Here is a 17441-nt window from a genome sequence, read left to right on the forward strand (position 1 = left end):
GCTCGGCGATGCTGGACTTCGTTCAGCAGCTGGTCAGTGGCATTGCACTCGGCTGCGTCTACGGCCTGATCGCGCTTGGCTTCGTGCTCGTTTACAAGGCAACCGAGGTCGTCAACTTCGCCCAGGGCGATCTGATGATGCTGGGCGGCTTCTTCGCCTTCACCTTCATCGGCATGATGGGCCTGAACTACTGGGTCGGCTTCGCCGGCGCGGTGATCGCCATGGCTCTGTTCGGCATGCTCGCCGAACGCATCGTGGTGCGGCCGATCCTCGGCTATCCGCAATTCTCCATCATCATGGCGACCATCGGGCTCGGCTACTTCCTGCGCTCGATCGCCGGCATGATCTGGGGCACCGACGATTTCAAGATCGAGACGCCGTTCAGCCAGGGTGTGCTGCGCATCGGCGCTCTGGTGCTTGCCTATGACAAGCTGTCCGTGATCGCGGCAACGGTCATCCTTTGCACACTGCTCTATCTGTTCTTCAACAAGACCACGCTCGGCACGGCGATGCGCGCCAGTTCCGAGAACATGCTCGCGGCCTACTACATGGGCATTCCCGTGAAGCGTGTCGTCTCGATCGTCTGGGCCATCAGTGCGGCGGTCGCGACCTGCGCCGGCGTGCTGCTGGCACCGATCACCTTCATTCACTCCAATGTCGGGCTCGTGCTCGGGCTGAAAGCCTTTCCCGCCGCCGTGCTCGGTGGCTTCGGCTCGATACCCGGCGCGGTCGTCGGCGGCGTCTTGATCGGCGTGATCGAGAGCATGGCCGGCTTCTATCTGCCCGAGGGCTGGAAGGACGTCGCGCCCTATATCGTGCTGCTCGCGGTGCTGCTGCTCAAGCCCGAGGGCCTGTTCGGCCTTCATGTCCGCAAGAAGGTCTGAACGCATGCGCTTTCTGTTCAAGACCGACTATGAGGACGACATCCGCCTGTTCCCGCATTCGGGCTACGTGGTCTCCTACGGGCTCCTGATCGCGGTACTCCTGATCGCGCCCTACGTGCTCTCCAGCTATCTGATGAGCCAGCTGGTCTTTGTCTGCATCTATGCGACCGTCGGCGTGGCGCTGCTGATCCTGACCGGCTTCACCGGACAGGCTTCGCTCGGGCATGCCGCGTTCCTCGCCATCGGTGCCTACACGGCGGCGTACTTGCAGAAATACAATGTGCCGTTTCCGGTCTACTTCCTCGCTGCAGGCGTTTTGACCGGATCGATCGGCGCGCTGGTCGGTTTCCCCGCGCTGCGTCTCCAGGGCATCTATCTCGTCATCGCCACGATCTCCTTCGCCTTCATCGTCGAGGAAATTCTGGCGCGCTGGGAAAGCGTCACCAATGGCAATGAGGGCATGCGCATCAAGCCGCTCTCGCTGCTCGGCGTCGCCGTGCCGCGTGACGGTCCGACGTTCTATTTCCTTTGCCTCGCCGTTCTGATTCTGACCATCGTCGGCACGCTCAATCTCTTGCGCTCGCCGACGGGGCGCGCCTTCGTCGCGATCCGCGACTCCGAGACCGCAGCACGCAGCATGGGCGTCAATGTCGCGTTCTACAAGGTTAAGTCCTTTGCGATCTCGGCCGCGATCACCGGTTTTGCCGGCGTGCTGTTCGCGCACAAGCTCTCCTTCATATCGCCGGAGATGTTCACGCTCCAGCTCTCGATCGAGTTCATCATCGTGATCCTGATCGGTGGCACGTTCAGCCTGCACGGTGCGGTGCTGGGCGCGATCTTCATCGTGATGATCGATCCGTTCCTGACGTATCTCAAGGACGACATGCCTGGCATCATCGCGGGCGTCGCCGCGACGTTGGGGGCCAGCACCGAGAGCGCGGCGAGCGTCCAGTCGAAAGTCGCGGCCTTCGCCTCCCTCAACGGCCTGAAGGGCGCGATCTACGGCATCATCATCGTGCTGTTCGTGCTGTTCGAGCCGCTCGGCCTCTACGGCCGCTGGCTCAAGATCAAGTTGTTCTTCCAGCTCTTCCCGCTCTACAAGCGAGCGACCTTCAAGCGCCAGAAGATTTACGTGAGGTCGGAGCGGAACCGATGAGCTATTTCCGCGCCGAAAACCTGTCGCTGCATTTCGGTGGCCTCAAGGCGGTCGACGCAGTCTCGTTCGCAGTCGAGAAGGGCGAGATCCTCTCGATCATCGGGCCGAACGGAGCAGGAAAAAGCTCGATCTTCAATCTGATCTCGCGGATCTACCGCCCGACCTCGGGCCGCATCTTCTTCGAGGACCAGGACATCACGGAACAGCCGCCCTACGACATCGCAAGGCTCGGCATCGCCCGCACCTTCCAGAACATCGAGCTGTTCGAGAATGCGACCGTGCTTGCGAACCTCCTGGTCGGGCGCCACCGTCATTCGACTACGCAACTCTGGCAAGAATTGCTGTTCCTGCCGAGCGTGCGCGCGAACGAGAAGCTGCACCGGCGTCGCGTCGAGCAGGTGATCGAGTTCCTCGATCTCGAGCCCTATCGCGACAAGCTGATCTCAGGTCTGCCCTACGGTGTGCGCAAGGTGATCGAGCTTGCTCGCGCGCTCTGCTCCGAGCCGAAGCTCATCCTGCTCGACGAGCCCTCATCGGGGTTGAATGTCGAGGAGACCGACGACATGTCGTTCTGGATCCGCGACATGAAGAGCGAGCTCGGCATCACCGTGCTGATGGTCGAGCACGACATGTCGCTGGTCAACCGTATCTCCGACCGTGTGATTGCGCTGAACTACGGCCGGGTGCTGGCGATGGGCTCGCCCGCCGAGGTGCAGCAGCATCCCGACGTCGTCGCCGCCTATCTCGGAGCCTGACGCGATGGACGCTGCCGTGCCCGACATCATCCTGAAGCTCTCGAATATCGAGAGCTATTATGGACCGATCATGGCGATCCGCGGCATCTCGCTCGAGGTGCCGCGCGGCCGTATCGTGACGCTGCTCGGCGCCAATGGTGCGGGCAAGACGACGGTGCTGAAGACCATCTCGGGGATTCTCGATCCGCAGAAGGGCACGATCGAGTTCATGGGCAAGCCGATTCAGCGCATGGAGGCCGACAAGATCGTCCGGCTCGGCCTCAGTCACGTGCCGGAAGGGCGCGAGGTCTTTCCCTTCCTCTCCGTGCGCGAGAACCTGATGATGGGCGCCTATCCGCGCAAGGATCGCGACGGCGTTGCGGAGGATCTCGAGCGCGTCTACGGCTACTTCCCGCGGCTGAAGGAGCGCATCGACCAGCCGGCCGGGCAGCTGTCCGGCGGCGAGCAGCAGATGCTGGCGATAGGGCGTGCGCTAATGAACCAGCCGACGCTGCTGCTGCTCGACGAGCCATCGCTCGGGCTCTCGCCGATCCTGGTGAAGGAGATCTTTACGATCATCCGCCGCGTCAACGAGGAGCAGGGCATGTCGATCCTGCTCGTCGAGCAGAATGCCAAGGTGGCGCTGGAGACGGCGCATTACGGCTACGTGCTGGAGATCGGCCGCATCGTGATGAACGACACCTGCGACCGCTTGATGCATTCCCAGGACATCCAGGAATTCTACCTCGGTGCCAAGGAAGCCGGTGCCAGGGGCGAACGGCGCTGGAAAAAGAAGAAAACGTGGCGTTAAATATGGCGTCTCCCCGTTAACGAACAGACCGACGGCAAGGCAGGCAGCGCGCGGAGGCGAAGCGACAAGGAGGCAATGGCATGGCCCGACCGGCGGTGCTGACGGTCGCAGACACGATCGCAAAGAGTTTTCTGCGCGCGGTGGAGACGCGCGGGGAGAGGCCTGCGATCCGCGAGAAACAGTTCGGCATCTGGCAGCCGACGAGCTGGCGCGCGTGGCTGGAAATCTCCAGGGAGATCGCCTACGCACTGCATGCTTCGGGCTTCAGGCCTGGCGACGTCGCCTCCATCATCGCCAACGCCGTGCCGGAATGGATCCATGCAGACATGGGCATCTTGTGCGCGGGCGGCGTCTCGTCCGGCATCTATCCAACCGATTCCCCGGCGCAGGTCGAATATCTCGTCAACGACTCCGCTACGCGCGTGATGTTTGCCGAGGATGAAGAACAACTCGACAAGGTTCTCGCCGGCCGCGCGCGATGTCCGACGCTCGAGAGGATCGTTGTGTTCGACATGGAGGGCCTGAGCGGCTTTGCCGACGACATGGTGATGTCGTTCGACGAGTTTCGCGCGCTCGGCCGCAATCACATGGTCGGCCGCGAGCAGCTCTGGCAGGAGATGATCGACAGCCGCTGCGCGAGCGATCTCGCCATTCTCGTCTACACCTCGGGCACGACCGGACCACCCAAGGGCGCGATGCATTCCAACCTTAGCGTGACGCATCAGATGCGGCACGCCAACGATTTCATTCCGGCGAGGGAAGACGAGGACCGGCTGATCTTCCTGCCGCTCTGTCACGTCGCCGAGCGGGTCGCCGGCTACTACATCTCGGTCGCGCTCGGCTCGGTGATGAATTTTGCCGAAAGCCCGGAAACCGTGCCGGACAATCTGCGCGAGGTGCAGCCGACCATCTTCTTCGCGGTGCCGCGGATCTGGGAAAAATTCTATTCCGCAATCACGATCGCGCTCAAGGATGCGACGTCGTTCCAGCAATGGGTCTATCGCCGGGCCATCGACATCGGCCTGCGCATGGCGGATTGCCGGCTCGATGGACGCTCGCCGTCCGTCTCGCTCAGGATCGCGAACCGCGTCGCCTACCGACTGGTGTTCCGCAACATCCGCCGCATGATCGGGCTCGATCGCTGCCGCATCGCCTTCACTGGCGCGGCGCCAATCGCGCCGGACCTGATCCGCTGGTATCTCGCGCTCGGCATCGACATGCACGAGGTCTACGGCCAGACCGAGAATTGCGGAGTTGCGACCATGATGCCGTCCGACCGCATCAAGCTCGGCTCGGTCGGCAAGGCCGTGCCCTGGGGTGAGGTCAGCCTTTCGCCGGACGGCGAGATCCTGATCAAGGGCAACTTCCTGTTCATGGGCTATTTGAACCAGGCGGCAAAGACGGCCGAGACCATCGATACGCGGGGCTGGCTCCACACCGGCGACGTCGGGACCATCGACAACGAAGGCTTCGTCAAGATTACCGACCGGATAAAGGACATCATCATCACCTCCGGCGGCAAGAACATCACGCCGTCGGAGATCGAGAACCAGCTCAAATTCTCGCCCTACATCTCCGATGCCGTCGTGATCGGCGACAAGCGGCCGTATCTCACCTGCCTCGTCATGATCGACCAGGAGAACGTCGAGAAATTTGCGCAGGACCACGACATTCCCTTCACCAACTATGCGAGCCTGTGCCGGGCGATCGAGATCCAGGACCTGATCCGGCGCGAGATCGAAGAGGTCAACGGCCATTTCGCCCGCGTCGAGACCATCAGGAAATTCCATCTGATCGAACGCCAGCTCACGCCGGAGGACGAGGAGCTGACGCCGACCATGAAGCTGAGGCGCAGCTTCGTGAACAAGCGTTACGCCGGCGAGATTGACGCGATGTATCGCGAGCGCGCGGTGGCTTGAAGCGCGCAGGCCCCCGGAAAAGTGGAAACCGGTCTTCCGGGAAGGGGCATGCGCAGAAAAGAGAAGCGGAGCAGCGATGGCCATGCCCTCCGCGCAACACAGGCCTTGAAGAGAGAGGAGACGTCGATGTCGAAATCGTTCTGTGCGTTCGGCCTTGCGGTGGGCGCGATGGCGTTCACGTGTCTTCCGGCCGCAGCGCAAACCAAGGTCACCAATGAAGGCATCTCGGCAAGCGAGATCGTGATCGGCACCCACCAGGACCTGTCGGGGCCGATCAAGGGCTGGGGCGTGCCGGTCTCCAACGGCATGAAGATGGCGGTCGAGGAGATCAACGCCGCCGGCGGCATCAACGGCCGCAAGATCAAGATGATTTTGGAGGACAACGGCTACGACCCCAAGAAGGCTGTGCTCGCCACGCAGAAGATGATCGAGCGCGACAAGATCTTCGCGATGGTCGGCCCGATGGGCTCGCCGACGGTGCTGGCTGCGCAGGACACGCTGTTCGATGCCGGCGTGCTCCAGCTCTTTCCGCTGACCGCAGCCGAGTTCACCTTCAAGTTCGATCCGGCCAAGCCGCAGGAGCGGCTGAAGTTCAACAACCTCCTGCCTTACGTCGAGAGCACGCGCGCCGCGCTGAAATACATGATTGAGTGGAAAAACTTCCAGAAGCCCTGCATCATGCACCAGGACGACGAGTACGGCAAAAACGTGCTCGACGGCTTCAATCAGCAGCTCACCGCGATGAAGGTGCAGCCGGCCTCGATCACCAGCTACAAGCGCGGCGCCTCCGATTTCAGCGCGCAGGTCGCCAAGATGAAGTCGGACGGCTGCGATCTCGTGGTGCTCGGCACGGTCATCCGCGAGACCATTGGCGCGATGACGGAGGCGAAGAAGCTCGGCTGGGACGTCACCTTCCTGGGGGCAACGCCGACCAACGTGCTGGAAGTGCCGACGCTGGGCAAGGATGCCGTCGATGGGCTTTATGCCGCGTCCCAGTTCGAGATTCCCTATGAGGACAGCGCCAAAGGCCCGGTGAAGGACTGGCTTGCCAACTACAGGAAGATGTTCAATTCGGACGCCAATACGCAGGCGATCATCGGCTACAACACGGTGATGACCTTTGCCTTCTACGCGCAGAAGGCGGGCAAGGATCTCACGGGACAGAAGATGCTGGACTCGCTCGAGTCAGGTGAAAAATTCCTCGACATCTTCAACTCGCCGCCGGCGAAATTTTCCAAGACCGACCACCTCGCCAACACCATTACCCAGGTGCAGCAGGTCAAGGGCGGCCGCTGGGTGCTCGTGAAGGATAATCTGATGTTCTGATGCGGCCGCTCTCGCCGCGCGGTTGGTGCACCCTCTCCCCTTGCGGGAGAGGGTGGCTTCGATGCGAAGCATCGAAGCCGGGTGAGGGGTTCTCTCCGCGAATGACCCTCTCGCGATTGAGTTCGTGGAGAGAATCCCTCATCCGCCTTGCCTTCGGCAAGGCACCTTCTCCCGCAAGGGGGAGAAGGAAGAAAAAGGCGCTGCGCGGCCTACGATCCGCCGCCGGCGACGCCGGACTCCACTGGTGCCAGCTCGTCTTCCCTGCAGCGCCAGCCATCGGCGGCTTTCTGGAACACGAAGGTTCGCTGGATCCTGAGCCGGCGCGTCACATTGAAGCTTTCCCTGGAGCCTTGCCTGGACGCCGCGGCCGGTTGTGCGTTGCCGGACCTCGGGTCCCAGCAGGTGCCGGTGCAGCTCGATGCGACCGGGCTGCAGGTGGTGAAGGGTGACAGCACGACCATGTCGATGTCCGCGGTGACCTTCGCTTCCTGCTCTCCGACGTCGCTACCGGTCGCGAACACGCGACTGATGCGGACGAAGTCGCCGCAGGAATTGGCCGCATGGATCTTGGCGACGCAGAAGTCGGCGGCATCGGTATCAGGCAGCCGTGCAGCGATCTGGCGGCCGAACACACGTTTCGGATCGCCCTTGGCGCCAAGGATATCAGCGGTCTTCCGGCTGAGATATTCGGCGAGACAGCCTTGCGCGGACGGCAGCTCGGCCGGCGGCACGTTTTCCTTGCCGACGAGGTCGCATTTGCGATCGCGCTCCCTTGTCCAGCGGCCATATTCGGCGAAGGCAAAGCGGGCTTCGGTCGGGTTCAGCTTGCCGATCAGGCCGAGGACCTTGCTGTTCAGCTCTTCTTCCGCCAGCGCCAGCTCCGGATCGCTGCAGATCAGCGCGCCGGCCGCCGTGTTGGCCGCGAGGCAATCGAAATCGGGGTCGCGCAGGATCGCGGCGCGCTCATCGGTCTCCCTGAGCAGGCAGGTCTTGACGCGATCGATGTCGTCGGTACGGACCGCGGTCTGGCCGAAGATGCCGCAGCTCAGATTGCGCTGCCGGATCCACAGCGCGTTCTCCTCGATCGCAGGCAGACGATCCGGCAGGCGGGAGAGCCGCGCCTCGATGGCCGCGCTGAGATTCTCGGCGGCTGCGGCAAGTTCGCTGTCCCCGCAAAACAGCTGACCTGCGGGATCGCGCTGCCGCTCGCAATGGTTCTTGACGAACAGCGGCAGCTTCTCGGCGATCGAAAGGTCTGAATTGGGCGCCTGAGCGCGGGCGGGTGACATCAGCGGCAGCATCGCCGCAACCATCGCCAGCACGAACGTCCGCATTCCGCTTGTCCCCGAAGCCCGCATGATCGCCATGCTAGCTTCCCGTGCGGTGCGGCGAAACCGTGAATGTGTAGGTGCGCGTCGGAATCGTAGCCCGGATGGAGCGAAAGCGAAATCCGGGATTGCAAACGGATGTGAGGTCCCGGATTTTCGCTTTCGCTCCATCCGGGCTACGCAGCACCGCCGGGTGTCAGCGCGACGCGATCATTGCCGAGCGGTTGTTGTCCGGTGCGGCGGCAAACGCCGGCTCGTCGACATATTTCAGCACCGCGGACTGATAAAGCACGAACAGCGGCTGATAGGTCCGCGCCACCTCATCCTCGACCATGGCCATGCGGCGGTTGTCGAGCATCAGCCAGTGGCCGTCGAGCCTGGCGGCCGCGACCGCATGCTCCTCGCCGGCTTGCCTGTCGCGCACGAAAACGATGCGCAGATCCTCCGGCGCAATGCCCGCGAGGCGGAGCGCGGCGAGTTTTGCGATCGCATAGTCCTCGCAATCGCCGGCGCCGCGCTGGAAGGTGGCGAGTGGCGAGCTCCAGACGTCATCGGGGCCGTCATTGGCCGCCTTGATCGCGAGATTGATGGCGCGGTTGGCTTCACCGAGGCGGGCGCGGCCTTCGCGGCTGCGCGCCTGGTCGACGATGGCGAGCAGCTTCACTGCGGCGGGCGAGACGCAGTTGTCGCGGTCGCCGTCGCACAGCGCGAGCTGCACCATCTCGTCGTCGAGCTTGTCCTTCAGGTGAAACCATTTGTCGCGAACGCGACCTGCGGAGATCGCGAAGGCGAACACACCGAACGGTTCTGCGGATTTCCGCACGAGGACGGCGGACCCGGGCGACAGCAGCGTGCCGGCGCGAAGGTCGGCAGCCGATCCGAACAGGATCAATCCGCACAAGAGCAGGACTGCGCGCCAGGCGCGCGAGTGAGCAACGGTCTCCATCTGACTTCCCCTGTCCAGCATCGGCAGGACACCCCTGACCCGCACGTGCCGGCTTTGTTTCTGGTGCGGTGACAGTGAGGGGAGGGCCGTTTGATTCTGCTTAACGAGCCCGGCCGGGGGCCCAAAACCGCGCAACAGGCTGAAATCGGTCTCGCCAGTTTAGGTAAAATTTTACGGGCCAGCCTCGGGAAGCCCCAATCTGCTGTGGAATGGAACCAATTGGCGAACCAGCTTGAGTCGACTGCCGAATCTGGTTCATATGGCTAATGACGGGCTTATTTCGCCAATTGTGCTGGCCAGGTCGACAGTAAAAGCTCCGTATTTGCCGCAGTATGTTGCGGGGCACTGCAACGGAAAGATGACATAAGTATTCGTAAGCAAGATTTCTTCGTCGAAATACTTTGGAATGCTTGTGGCGGCGGGATATTTCGTCGAACTTCAGGAACTATACTCGAAATACTCAAGAAGATACCTCCGCCACCCTGACGCCATCCTGCTTCGCATCGACTAAGGCAGCGCTGCCGCGTCGATTTGGACCGGAAATAGATGGTTCCGCTAAGGACTCGGTAATGATATGCAAGCTTAGGCAGCCGATACTTCTTTAAATATTAACCCTCTCTGCGGTGTTTCCCCGTTGAATTACGCTGGCAAATTTGACGCCGCGCTTTCCATTGACGGCCAGGGCTTTCATGCGCCCGCCCATGGCCATCTTGAATCGTTTTCCGTCGCGGGGCATGGAACCGTGCCGCAGGGCGCGTTCTTCGTTCCCGATCCCAATCTCCTGTTCCATGGCGAGTTCAAGCGCGCGGGCGTCGATCTTGTGCTGTCCAATGACGGGCACGAGTTCGTCATTCACGATTACTTCAAAGGCGAGAAGCGCGCCGCGATCGCCTCGCCCGATGGCGCCCATCTCACCGGCGACATCATCAACGCGCTCGCCGGCAACGTCCAATATGCGCAAGCGGCGCCTGGTGCCGCCGCCGCGCAGGTCATCGGCCATATCACCAAGCTGACTGGCAGCGCGACCGCCGTCCGCAACGGCGTGTCGATCATCCTGAACAATGGCGACAACGTCGAGAAGGGCGACGTGCTCTCGACCGGGTCGGACTCGACCCTCGGCGTCACCTTCATCGACGGCACCGTCTTCGGCCTCTCCTCCAATGCGCGAATGGTGCTGAACGAGATGGTCTACGACCCGAACGGGTCGAGCAACTCCTCGCTGCTGAGCCTGGTCGCGGGCACCATTACCTTCGTCGCCGGCGAGACCGCCAAGCACGGCGACATGAAGATCGACACGCCGGTTGCCACCATGGGCATCCGCGGCACCGCCGTGCTGACGGAGATCAGCTTCTCGGTTCCGCAGGGCGGCGGCGATCCGCAGCCGCAGGCGAATTTCCAGGTGCTGGTCGAGCCGGACGGCACCACCGGCTCCTACATCCTGTTCGACAAGGTCACGCTGCTGCCGATCGCCACCGTCAACCAGGCGGGGCAGATGATCCAGATCAGCGGCGGCAACGTCTCGGTCACCAACGCGCTGCTGTCGCCGGACGTGCAGAAGCTGATCACGGACGTGTTCACGCTGAAGTTCACGGACAACAACACCAACACCAAGCTGACGAACAACTCGACAGATACGATCACGCAGGACGCCAACCTGGTGTTGATCAAGACGCCGAACGGCTCGACGGCGCAGGCGACTTTCGTCACGCTCAGCAACGGGCAGTCGACCAGCAGTTCCGACAAGCCGGCGTCCGATAGCCGTGTTCCCGGTGCGCCGGATGCACGCAGCCTCGATCTCAACGGCAACGTGAAGGCGGCGTTCGCGCTGTCCGAGCTCGACGGCAAGACCGGCGTGACGACGCTCGATGCCGTCAGCGGCAAGATCACCTTCTTCGATTTCAACCTCGGTGACAGGCCGACTGTGAAGGTGGACTTCGCGTCCTTCACCTATCAGAACGCCGATCACACCGACGTCACCGCCGGATTGTCGGACCTGCAAAAGGCCGACATTGCCGCGACCGAGGCCAAGATCACCGTCGTTGCCGCCTCCGACAACAGCAACACGGGCTCGGCGACCTGGACCTACAGCGTTCCGGACGGCGCCTTCGATTTTCTGGCCGCCGGCGAAACATTGACGCTGACCTACAAGGTCCGCGTCGACAACAATTTCGCCGCCGACAACGAAACCGCCTTCATCGACATCACCATCACGGTCACCGGCACCAACGACACGCCGGTGATCACCTCGAGCGTTCCGACCATCACTTTCGAGGGCGGGACCAGCGTGCCCGGCGGCCCGCTCACCTCCAAGGTGCCGACCTCGGGAACGCTGACCTTCACCGATGTCGATCTCACCGACACCCACAAGGTGTCGGTGAAACTGACCGGCGCGACCCTGCCGGACGGCAGCACCGTGCCGCCGGGACCGCTGGCGATCTTCGAAAAGGCAATGTCGGTTGCGATCGATACCGACAGCACCGGGACCGGCGAGGGTGTCATCGACTGGTCGCTCGCCGACCTGCCCGTCTACCTCGCGGACTTCATTCCGAAGGGCGAGGTCCTGACGCTGACCTACACCGTGACGGTCACGGACTCGCAAGGCGCAACCGCGACCCAGACCATCACCGTCACCATCAAGGGGACCGACAGTCCCGCGGTGGTGTGGGTCGCGACGTCCGAGGCCGGTTCCTCGCCCGGCGGCTTCTGGAAGGACGCCGCGAACTGGGAAACCGGCACCGTGCCGACGATCAATGACGACGTCATCGTCATCACCGATCAGCTGCATGGCCTGACGCCGTCCTATCCGGTCACGATCGACGAGGCGGCGTTCGCCAAATCGCTGACCATGAACGATTTCGACACGTCCGCCGGGCACAAGGCGCCTGAGGTCATCAACCAGAGCACGCTGACGATCGCGCAGACGCTCAACCTCAGCGCCGATTCGATCCTGACCAATTCCGTGGGCGCCACGATTTCCGTCGGCGGCAAGGCCGAGATCCTGGACACCAGCGTGCTGACCAATTCCGGCACGCTGACGCTCGCGGGCGGCGGCGACTTCGCCGTCGGCGCCTTTATCACCAATGCCGGCACGATCGAGCTCACCGGCGGCAAGCTCACGACGCTGGCCGAGATCCACAATGCCGGCGGCAAGTTCAAGGTCCATGCCGGTGCGACGCTGGACGTCAAGGGCGGGACCATCGAGAGCGGCAAGCTGATCATCCGCGGGGCGTTGGTGCTGGAGGGGACGAGCGTCCTGGCCCATGGCAAGCTGGACAATTCCGGCGCCGTCACCGTCACGGGGACCGTCGCTTTCGACAAGGAGACCGTCGACAACGACTCGACCATCGAAATCCAGGCCGGTGCGACGCTGACACTGGACAAGGGGACCAAGGTCGCCAATTCGTCAGGCACCATCACCGTCGACGACCATGGCGTGCTGGTCCTCAATCAAGCCGAGATCACCGGCGGCACGCTGATGCTGTCCGGTACGCTGGTCTCGACCGGCATCAGCGCCATCAACAGCGCCGACATCACCAACACCGGCACGATTGACGTCACCGGCGGGACGCTGACGATCGACCCAGTCGTGCTGCACACCATCACCAATCAGAACCTCATCGAGGTGAATGGTGCCGAGCTCGACATTTCCGGTGATCTGATCGTCAACACCGGCACGCTCGAGGCGATCAAGGGCGGCACGCTGAAGTTTGACGCCGTCAAGGTCACCAACACCGGCGGAACGGTGACGGTCGACGGCACCTCGAAGCTGTATCTGTCCGGTGTCGAGATCAACGGCGGAAGCCTCGACAATGCCGGCCATCTCTATGGCGTTACGGGCAGCAACACCGTCACGGCCGCGGTCACCAATACCGGCACGATCGAAGTGCAGAGCGGCACGCTTGATCTCGCCGGCGGCCTCAGCGGCGTCGGCACGCTGATCATCGACGACGGTGCGACGTTGGAGCTCGCCGGTGCAACCGCGCAGACCGTCACCTTCGCCGGCGGGACCGATACACTTCAGCTCGATAACGTCGCGGGCGAGAGCTTTACCGGCACCATCGCCGGCCAGTCCACCGCCGGCGGCACGTTCACCGTCACGGGCGCGGGCAACATCACGACGGCGAGCGGCGATGCGCTCGACTTCACGGCGTCTGGCGGCACGATCGGTGCGCCCGCCGACATCGTGCTCACGCCGACCGGCGCGCTGACGGGCGCGGCGGGCGGCATCTTCGTCACCCAGAACGGCGTTGGTGACATCTCGCTGACGGCGACAAAGGACATCACGGGCCAAAACGGCAACGGCATCTGGCTGCGCGACAGCGCGAGCGGGTCCGGCGACATCATCGTGACTGATCTCACCGGCAAGGCGACCGGAACGGGCGCCGGTTCGGTTGGCCTGCTTGTTGAGAATCTCAACCCCGCCAACGACGGCGACATCACGATCAAGCAGCTCGGCGGCGCCGCGGGTGGCGCCTACGGCATCGACGCCACGACCAAGGGTGATGGCGACATCAGCATCGAAGCGGGCGGCAACGTCACCGGAGACACGGTCTACGGCACCGCGATCGGCGCGTTCGACCATGGCGGCGGCGACGTCCGCGTTACCAATGAAGGCGACGCCACCGGCGCGGTCGGCCTGTCCGCGCTTGCCACCGGTGCCGGCAACATCACCATCGTCAACGACGGCGATCTCACCGGCACCGGCACGGTCGGCATTATCGTGACGCAGAACGGCGACGGCGCGACCGGCTCGACCCAAATCACCAACACCGGCTCGGTCGTCGGCGCGGACGGCCACGCCGCGATCTTCGTCCAGGAGAACGCCGCCGGCACCGCGCTGATCGACAATTCCGGCACCATCGGGCCCGACGATTCGGGCACCGTGACCTCCACGACCTTTGCCATCGTGGAGACCGGAGGCGCCATCACGATCGACAACACCGGAGATATCAACGGCAATATCTCGGTCGCCAGCGCGACCTTCAACAATGAGGCGGGCGGCACCTGGACGGTGTCCGGGTCGAGCTTCTTCGGCACCTTGTCCACCTTCGGCAATGCCGGCGAGATCGATCTGCACGACGGCGCATCGATCTTCGGCGCGGACGGTGCGGCCTTCGCCATCACCAACTCCGGCGAGATCGAGAGCTGGGGTTCCACCTCCATCACGGGAGCCATCACCAACACCGGCAGCATCGAGGTCGACAGCGGCACCCTGACGCTGTTCGGCTCGCTATCCGGCTCCGGCTCCGTCACCATCGACGCTGGTGCGACCCTCACGCTCGAGGGGACGGTCTCGCAGACCATCACCTTCTCGGGCGACGCCGCCGAGCTCAAGATCGACACCACGTCATTCGGCGGATCGATCGCGGGGCTGACTGCGACCGACAAGCTGGACCTGTCGACGATTACCTTCGACGGCGGCACCACCGCGACCTACGACGCGGAGACCGGCAATCTCGTCGTGAGCGATGCCTATGGCCACAGCATCACGGTCAAGCTGGTCGGCGACTACAGCAACGCGCATTTCGCCGGCAGTGACGACGGCACCGGCCACACGCTGATCACGCTGAACGCGACCGACGACGCGCCGAGCTTCAAGGCTGCAGAAACCTCGCAGAGCGCGAGCTTCAGCGAGCTCGCCGACACGACCGGCGCGCCGAGCACGACCGCCGATCCGGCGCCGGCGGCAACCGGTACGGTCCATTTCACCGACGTCGACCTGACCGACCGCCCGCAGGCCTCGATCACGGATCAGACCGTGACGTGGCTCGACACCGATCAGACCACGCACCTGACGCTGACCGCGGACGAGGTGACAGCGCTCGAACAGGCGCTGACGCTGCAGCAGGCCGGCAACCACAACAACGGTGCGATCGGCTGGACCTACTCCATCCCCGACAGCACGCTGGATTTCCTCGGCGAAGGCCAGACCGCGACCGTGGTGTCGACCATCACGCTGGACGACCAGCATGGCGGCACCGACACCGCCCAGGTGACCGTCACGATTTCAGGCAAGAATGACGCGCCGACGCTGGATGCGGCAACGCTGGCCTCGGTCGGCGGCGGTGACACGGATCCGGCCGGAGCGGCCATCAGCGATCTCTTCGCCGGCAAATTCCACGACGTCGATCAAGGTGCGAGCCTCAAGGCCATCGCGATCACGGCCGACAACGCCACGGAAAGCCAGGGGACCTGGCAGTACGAGGTTGCCGGCACCGACCAGTGGGTGGACATCACCGGCGTCAGCGACAGCAATGCGCTGGTGCTGAGCCCGGACACGCTGATCCGCTTCGTGCCGGCCGACGGCTATAGCGGCAGCCCGGGCACGCTCGACGTTCACGCCCTCGACGACACCTATGCCGGCGACATCACCGGCGCGACGCCGGTCTCGATCGACATCACCGCTACAGGCATCGGTCACGGCGGCTCCTCGGCGGCTTCGGATCTCGCCGCCTCCATCAGCACGGAGGTGACGGCGCCGTCGAACTCGAACGTCGATGTATGGACGGGGAGCGTCAACCAGAACTGGGACAATGACGGCAACTGGTCGCTCGGGCACGCGCCCACCGCGACCGAGGTCGCATCGGTCGATACCGACAGCACGGTCTATCTGGACCTCGGCAACCACGGTACCACGATCGGTGGGCTGACACTCAGCAGCGTCACCGAGCTCGACATCACCGGGACTGCCTTCACTCCGGAGTCAGAAGGCTTCGGCTACCTGCTGCTGAACGGCAAGCTAACGAACGACGGCTCGATCGATGTTCAGGGGGTTGCCCTCTACGAAGCCCACGACGTCACGAATGCCGGGATCCTCGAAGCCGACGGTCCGCACGGACTGCTCTGGTTCGGCCTCGGGCAGGGCAACACGATCGATAATGGCGGCGGCAAGATCGAAGCGGCTAACGGTGCCGAGGTTGATTTTACGTCTTCCACGGTCAATGGCGGAGAGATCGATGCCCTTGGCGAGGGGTCTCTCGTTTTTCTTTCCCAAGCGATCCTCAATGGCACCAGCCTCAAGAGCGAGGGCACCTCTTATTTCGAGGTCGGGGCGACGACGACCTTCAATGGCACCGACCATGCGATGGCCATCGACGCCCAGATCGCCATCAACGACTACGGCAAGCTGGTGCTCGACGGCTTCGTCAACGATTCGGGCGACGTCAATAATGCGGGAACGATCGTCGTCGAGACCGGACTGACCAGCATCCTCGGCGATCTCACCGGTTCCGGCATCGTGAAGATTCTGGGTGCGAGCCTCGAGCTCGGCGGCACCTCGGATTCCGCGATCCAGTTCGTCGGCTCCGGCGTCGGTACGCTGCACCTTGACTCGACGTCGCACTTCACGGGCACGGTGACCGGCTTCAGCTACGGCGACAACATCGATCTCTCCGGCATCGACCCCAAGAACGTTTCGCTGGTCTCGACCGAAGACGGCCTCCAGGTCCACTACGGCTCCGGCGATGGCGACTACTTCACCATCACCGGCAACTACGATGCGTCGGGCTTCAGCACGAGCAGTGACGGCAGCGGCGGCACCGATCTCGTCTGGAACCACCAGTCGCCGGTGATCGACACCACGCATTTCACCCACGTCCACGACGAGGCGACGAACACCGACACGGTCACGGGTCTGTCGGTCTCGGGGTCCTCGACCGAAACCTACACGGTGACCGCGGAGACCGAGGGCGCGAAGGAAGGCAGCAGCGTGACGCCGTCCTCGATCGATGGCGTCTCGCTCGACCAGGTCAACACGGCGCTCCACAGCGTGACCTACGATCCGGGCGCAACCCCGCCCGATACCGACATGATCACGTTCAAGGTGACCGACAGCCTTGGCGTGAGCGACACCGTCAACTTCATCTTCGACGAAGGCGGCTCGGGCCCGGTCACGCTGACCGGCACCAGCGGCAAGGACGTCATCTTCGCCACCGAGTCCAGCGACACGCTGATCAGCGTCGGCGGGCAGGACCAGTTCGTGTTCGGCCCGGCGTCAACGACGGACGCCGTCCAGCACACGGTCTACGGCTTCGATACGACCCAGGACAAGATCGACCTGCGGCAGTTCGATACCATCAATTCGGTCGCCGACCTTACCATCACGCAGCAGAACACCGATACGCTGATCACGCTGGACGATCACGAGACGATCCTGCTCAAGAACGTGGCCGCCGGCAACCTGCACGCCAGCGATTTCATCGTCACCAACCACGGCACGACGTAGCGCGGGCCTCGTTCTCCCGCCGCGCGGGACAGCAAAAAATCCCCCGATCGTCGCTTCCGGCCATGGCCATTTGCGTCCTGACGATCCAAGATCGAATCTGATCGGGTTCCGGG

At 63.3% G+C, this 17441-nt stretch carries 9 protein-coding genes; 7 read left to right on the top strand and 2 right to left on the bottom strand.

Annotation, left to right across the window (positions count from 1 at the left end; all coding sequences use genetic code 11):
- Window positions 1–8 precede the first annotated feature (8 nt).
- From SO156_RS09710 to SO156_RS09735, 6 genes are all read left to right on the top strand, one after another.
- A complete protein-coding gene (locus SO156_RS09710; RefSeq protein WP_458146891.1) occupies window positions 9–884 on the top strand; it encodes a branched-chain amino acid ABC transporter permease in 876 nt (291 codons plus the stop codon).
- A 4-nt stretch (window positions 885–888) separates the two neighbouring features.
- Entirely contained in the window at window positions 889–2040 is a 1152-nt protein-coding gene (locus SO156_RS09715; RefSeq protein WP_498534606.1) for a branched-chain amino acid ABC transporter permease, read from the top strand.
- Window positions 2037–2795 carry an ABC transporter ATP-binding protein gene (locus SO156_RS09720; RefSeq protein ID WP_458146893.1) on the top strand — a complete coding sequence of 253 codons (759 nt, stop codon included), beginning with the start codon at window positions 2037–2039 and terminating at the stop codon, window positions 2793–2795. Before SO156_RS09715 ends, SO156_RS09720 begins: the two co-directional genes overlap by 4 nt.
- Before the next feature lie 4 nt (window positions 2796–2799).
- Window positions 2800–3585 carry an ABC transporter ATP-binding protein gene (locus tag SO156_RS09725; RefSeq protein WP_458146894.1) on the top strand — a complete coding sequence of 262 codons (786 nt, stop codon included), beginning with the start codon at window positions 2800–2802 and terminating at the stop codon, window positions 3583–3585.
- An 80-nt stretch (window positions 3586–3665) separates the two neighbouring features.
- Window positions 3666–5504 (top strand): AMP-dependent synthetase/ligase, encoded by a 1839-nt coding sequence (locus tag SO156_RS09730; RefSeq protein ID WP_498534607.1) that lies wholly within the window; start codon window positions 3666–3668, stop codon window positions 5502–5504.
- Window positions 5505–5630: 126 nt separating this feature from the next.
- Complete coding sequence (locus SO156_RS09735) at window positions 5631–6830, top strand: ABC transporter substrate-binding protein (protein WP_458146896.1); 1200 nt, start codon at window positions 5631–5633, stop codon at window positions 6828–6830.
- 209 nt (window positions 6831–7039) lie between these two features.
- On the opposite strand, the gene SO156_RS09740 is transcribed toward SO156_RS09735, so the two are convergent.
- Both SO156_RS09740 and SO156_RS09745 read right to left on the bottom strand, forming a co-directional pair.
- Entirely contained in the window at window positions 7040–8164 is a 1125-nt protein-coding gene (locus tag SO156_RS09740) for a lysozyme inhibitor LprI family protein (protein ID WP_498534608.1), read from the bottom strand.
- A gap of 190 nt (window positions 8165–8354) precedes the next feature.
- Window positions 8355–9104, bottom strand: coding sequence for a transglutaminase-like cysteine peptidase (locus SO156_RS09745; protein WP_498534609.1), 750 nt, complete (start codon window positions 9102–9104; stop codon window positions 8355–8357).
- Between the two features lie 634 nt (window positions 9105–9738).
- Between SO156_RS09745 and SO156_RS09750 the strand changes: the two genes are divergently transcribed.
- Window positions 9739–17328, top strand: a complete 7590-nt coding sequence (locus tag SO156_RS09750) for a FecR domain-containing protein (protein WP_498534610.1) — start codon at window positions 9739–9741, stop codon at window positions 17326–17328.
- The last annotated feature ends 113 nt before the right edge of the window (window positions 17329–17441 follow it).

The organism is Bradyrhizobium sp. UFLA05-125 (assembly GCF_059803515.1).

Bases quoted from the DNA above. Each gene is read 5' to 3' on its own strand.
- SO156_RS09710 (WP_458146891.1), top strand. From the start codon at position 9: ATGCTGGACTTCGTTCAGCAGCTGGTCAGTGGCATTGCACTCGGCTGC.
- SO156_RS09715 (WP_498534606.1), top strand. From the start codon at position 889: ATGCGCTTTCTGTTCAAGACCGACTATGAGGACGACATCCGCCTGTTC.
- SO156_RS09720 (WP_458146893.1), top strand. From the start codon at position 2,037: ATGAGCTATTTCCGCGCCGAAAACCTGTCGCTGCATTTCGGTGGCCTC.
- SO156_RS09725 (WP_458146894.1), top strand. From the start codon at position 2,800: ATGGACGCTGCCGTGCCCGACATCATCCTGAAGCTCTCGAATATCGAG.
- SO156_RS09730 (WP_498534607.1), top strand. From the start codon at position 3,666: ATGGCCCGACCGGCGGTGCTGACGGTCGCAGACACGATCGCAAAGAGT.
- SO156_RS09735 (WP_458146896.1), top strand. From the start codon at position 5,631: ATGTCGAAATCGTTCTGTGCGTTCGGCCTTGCGGTGGGCGCGATGGCG.
- SO156_RS09740 (WP_498534608.1), bottom strand. From the start codon at position 8,164: ATGCGGACGTTCGTGCTGGCGATGGTTGCGGCGATGCTGCCGCTGATG.
- SO156_RS09745 (WP_498534609.1), bottom strand. From the start codon at position 9,104: ATGGAGACCGTTGCTCACTCGCGCGCCTGGCGCGCAGTCCTGCTCTTG.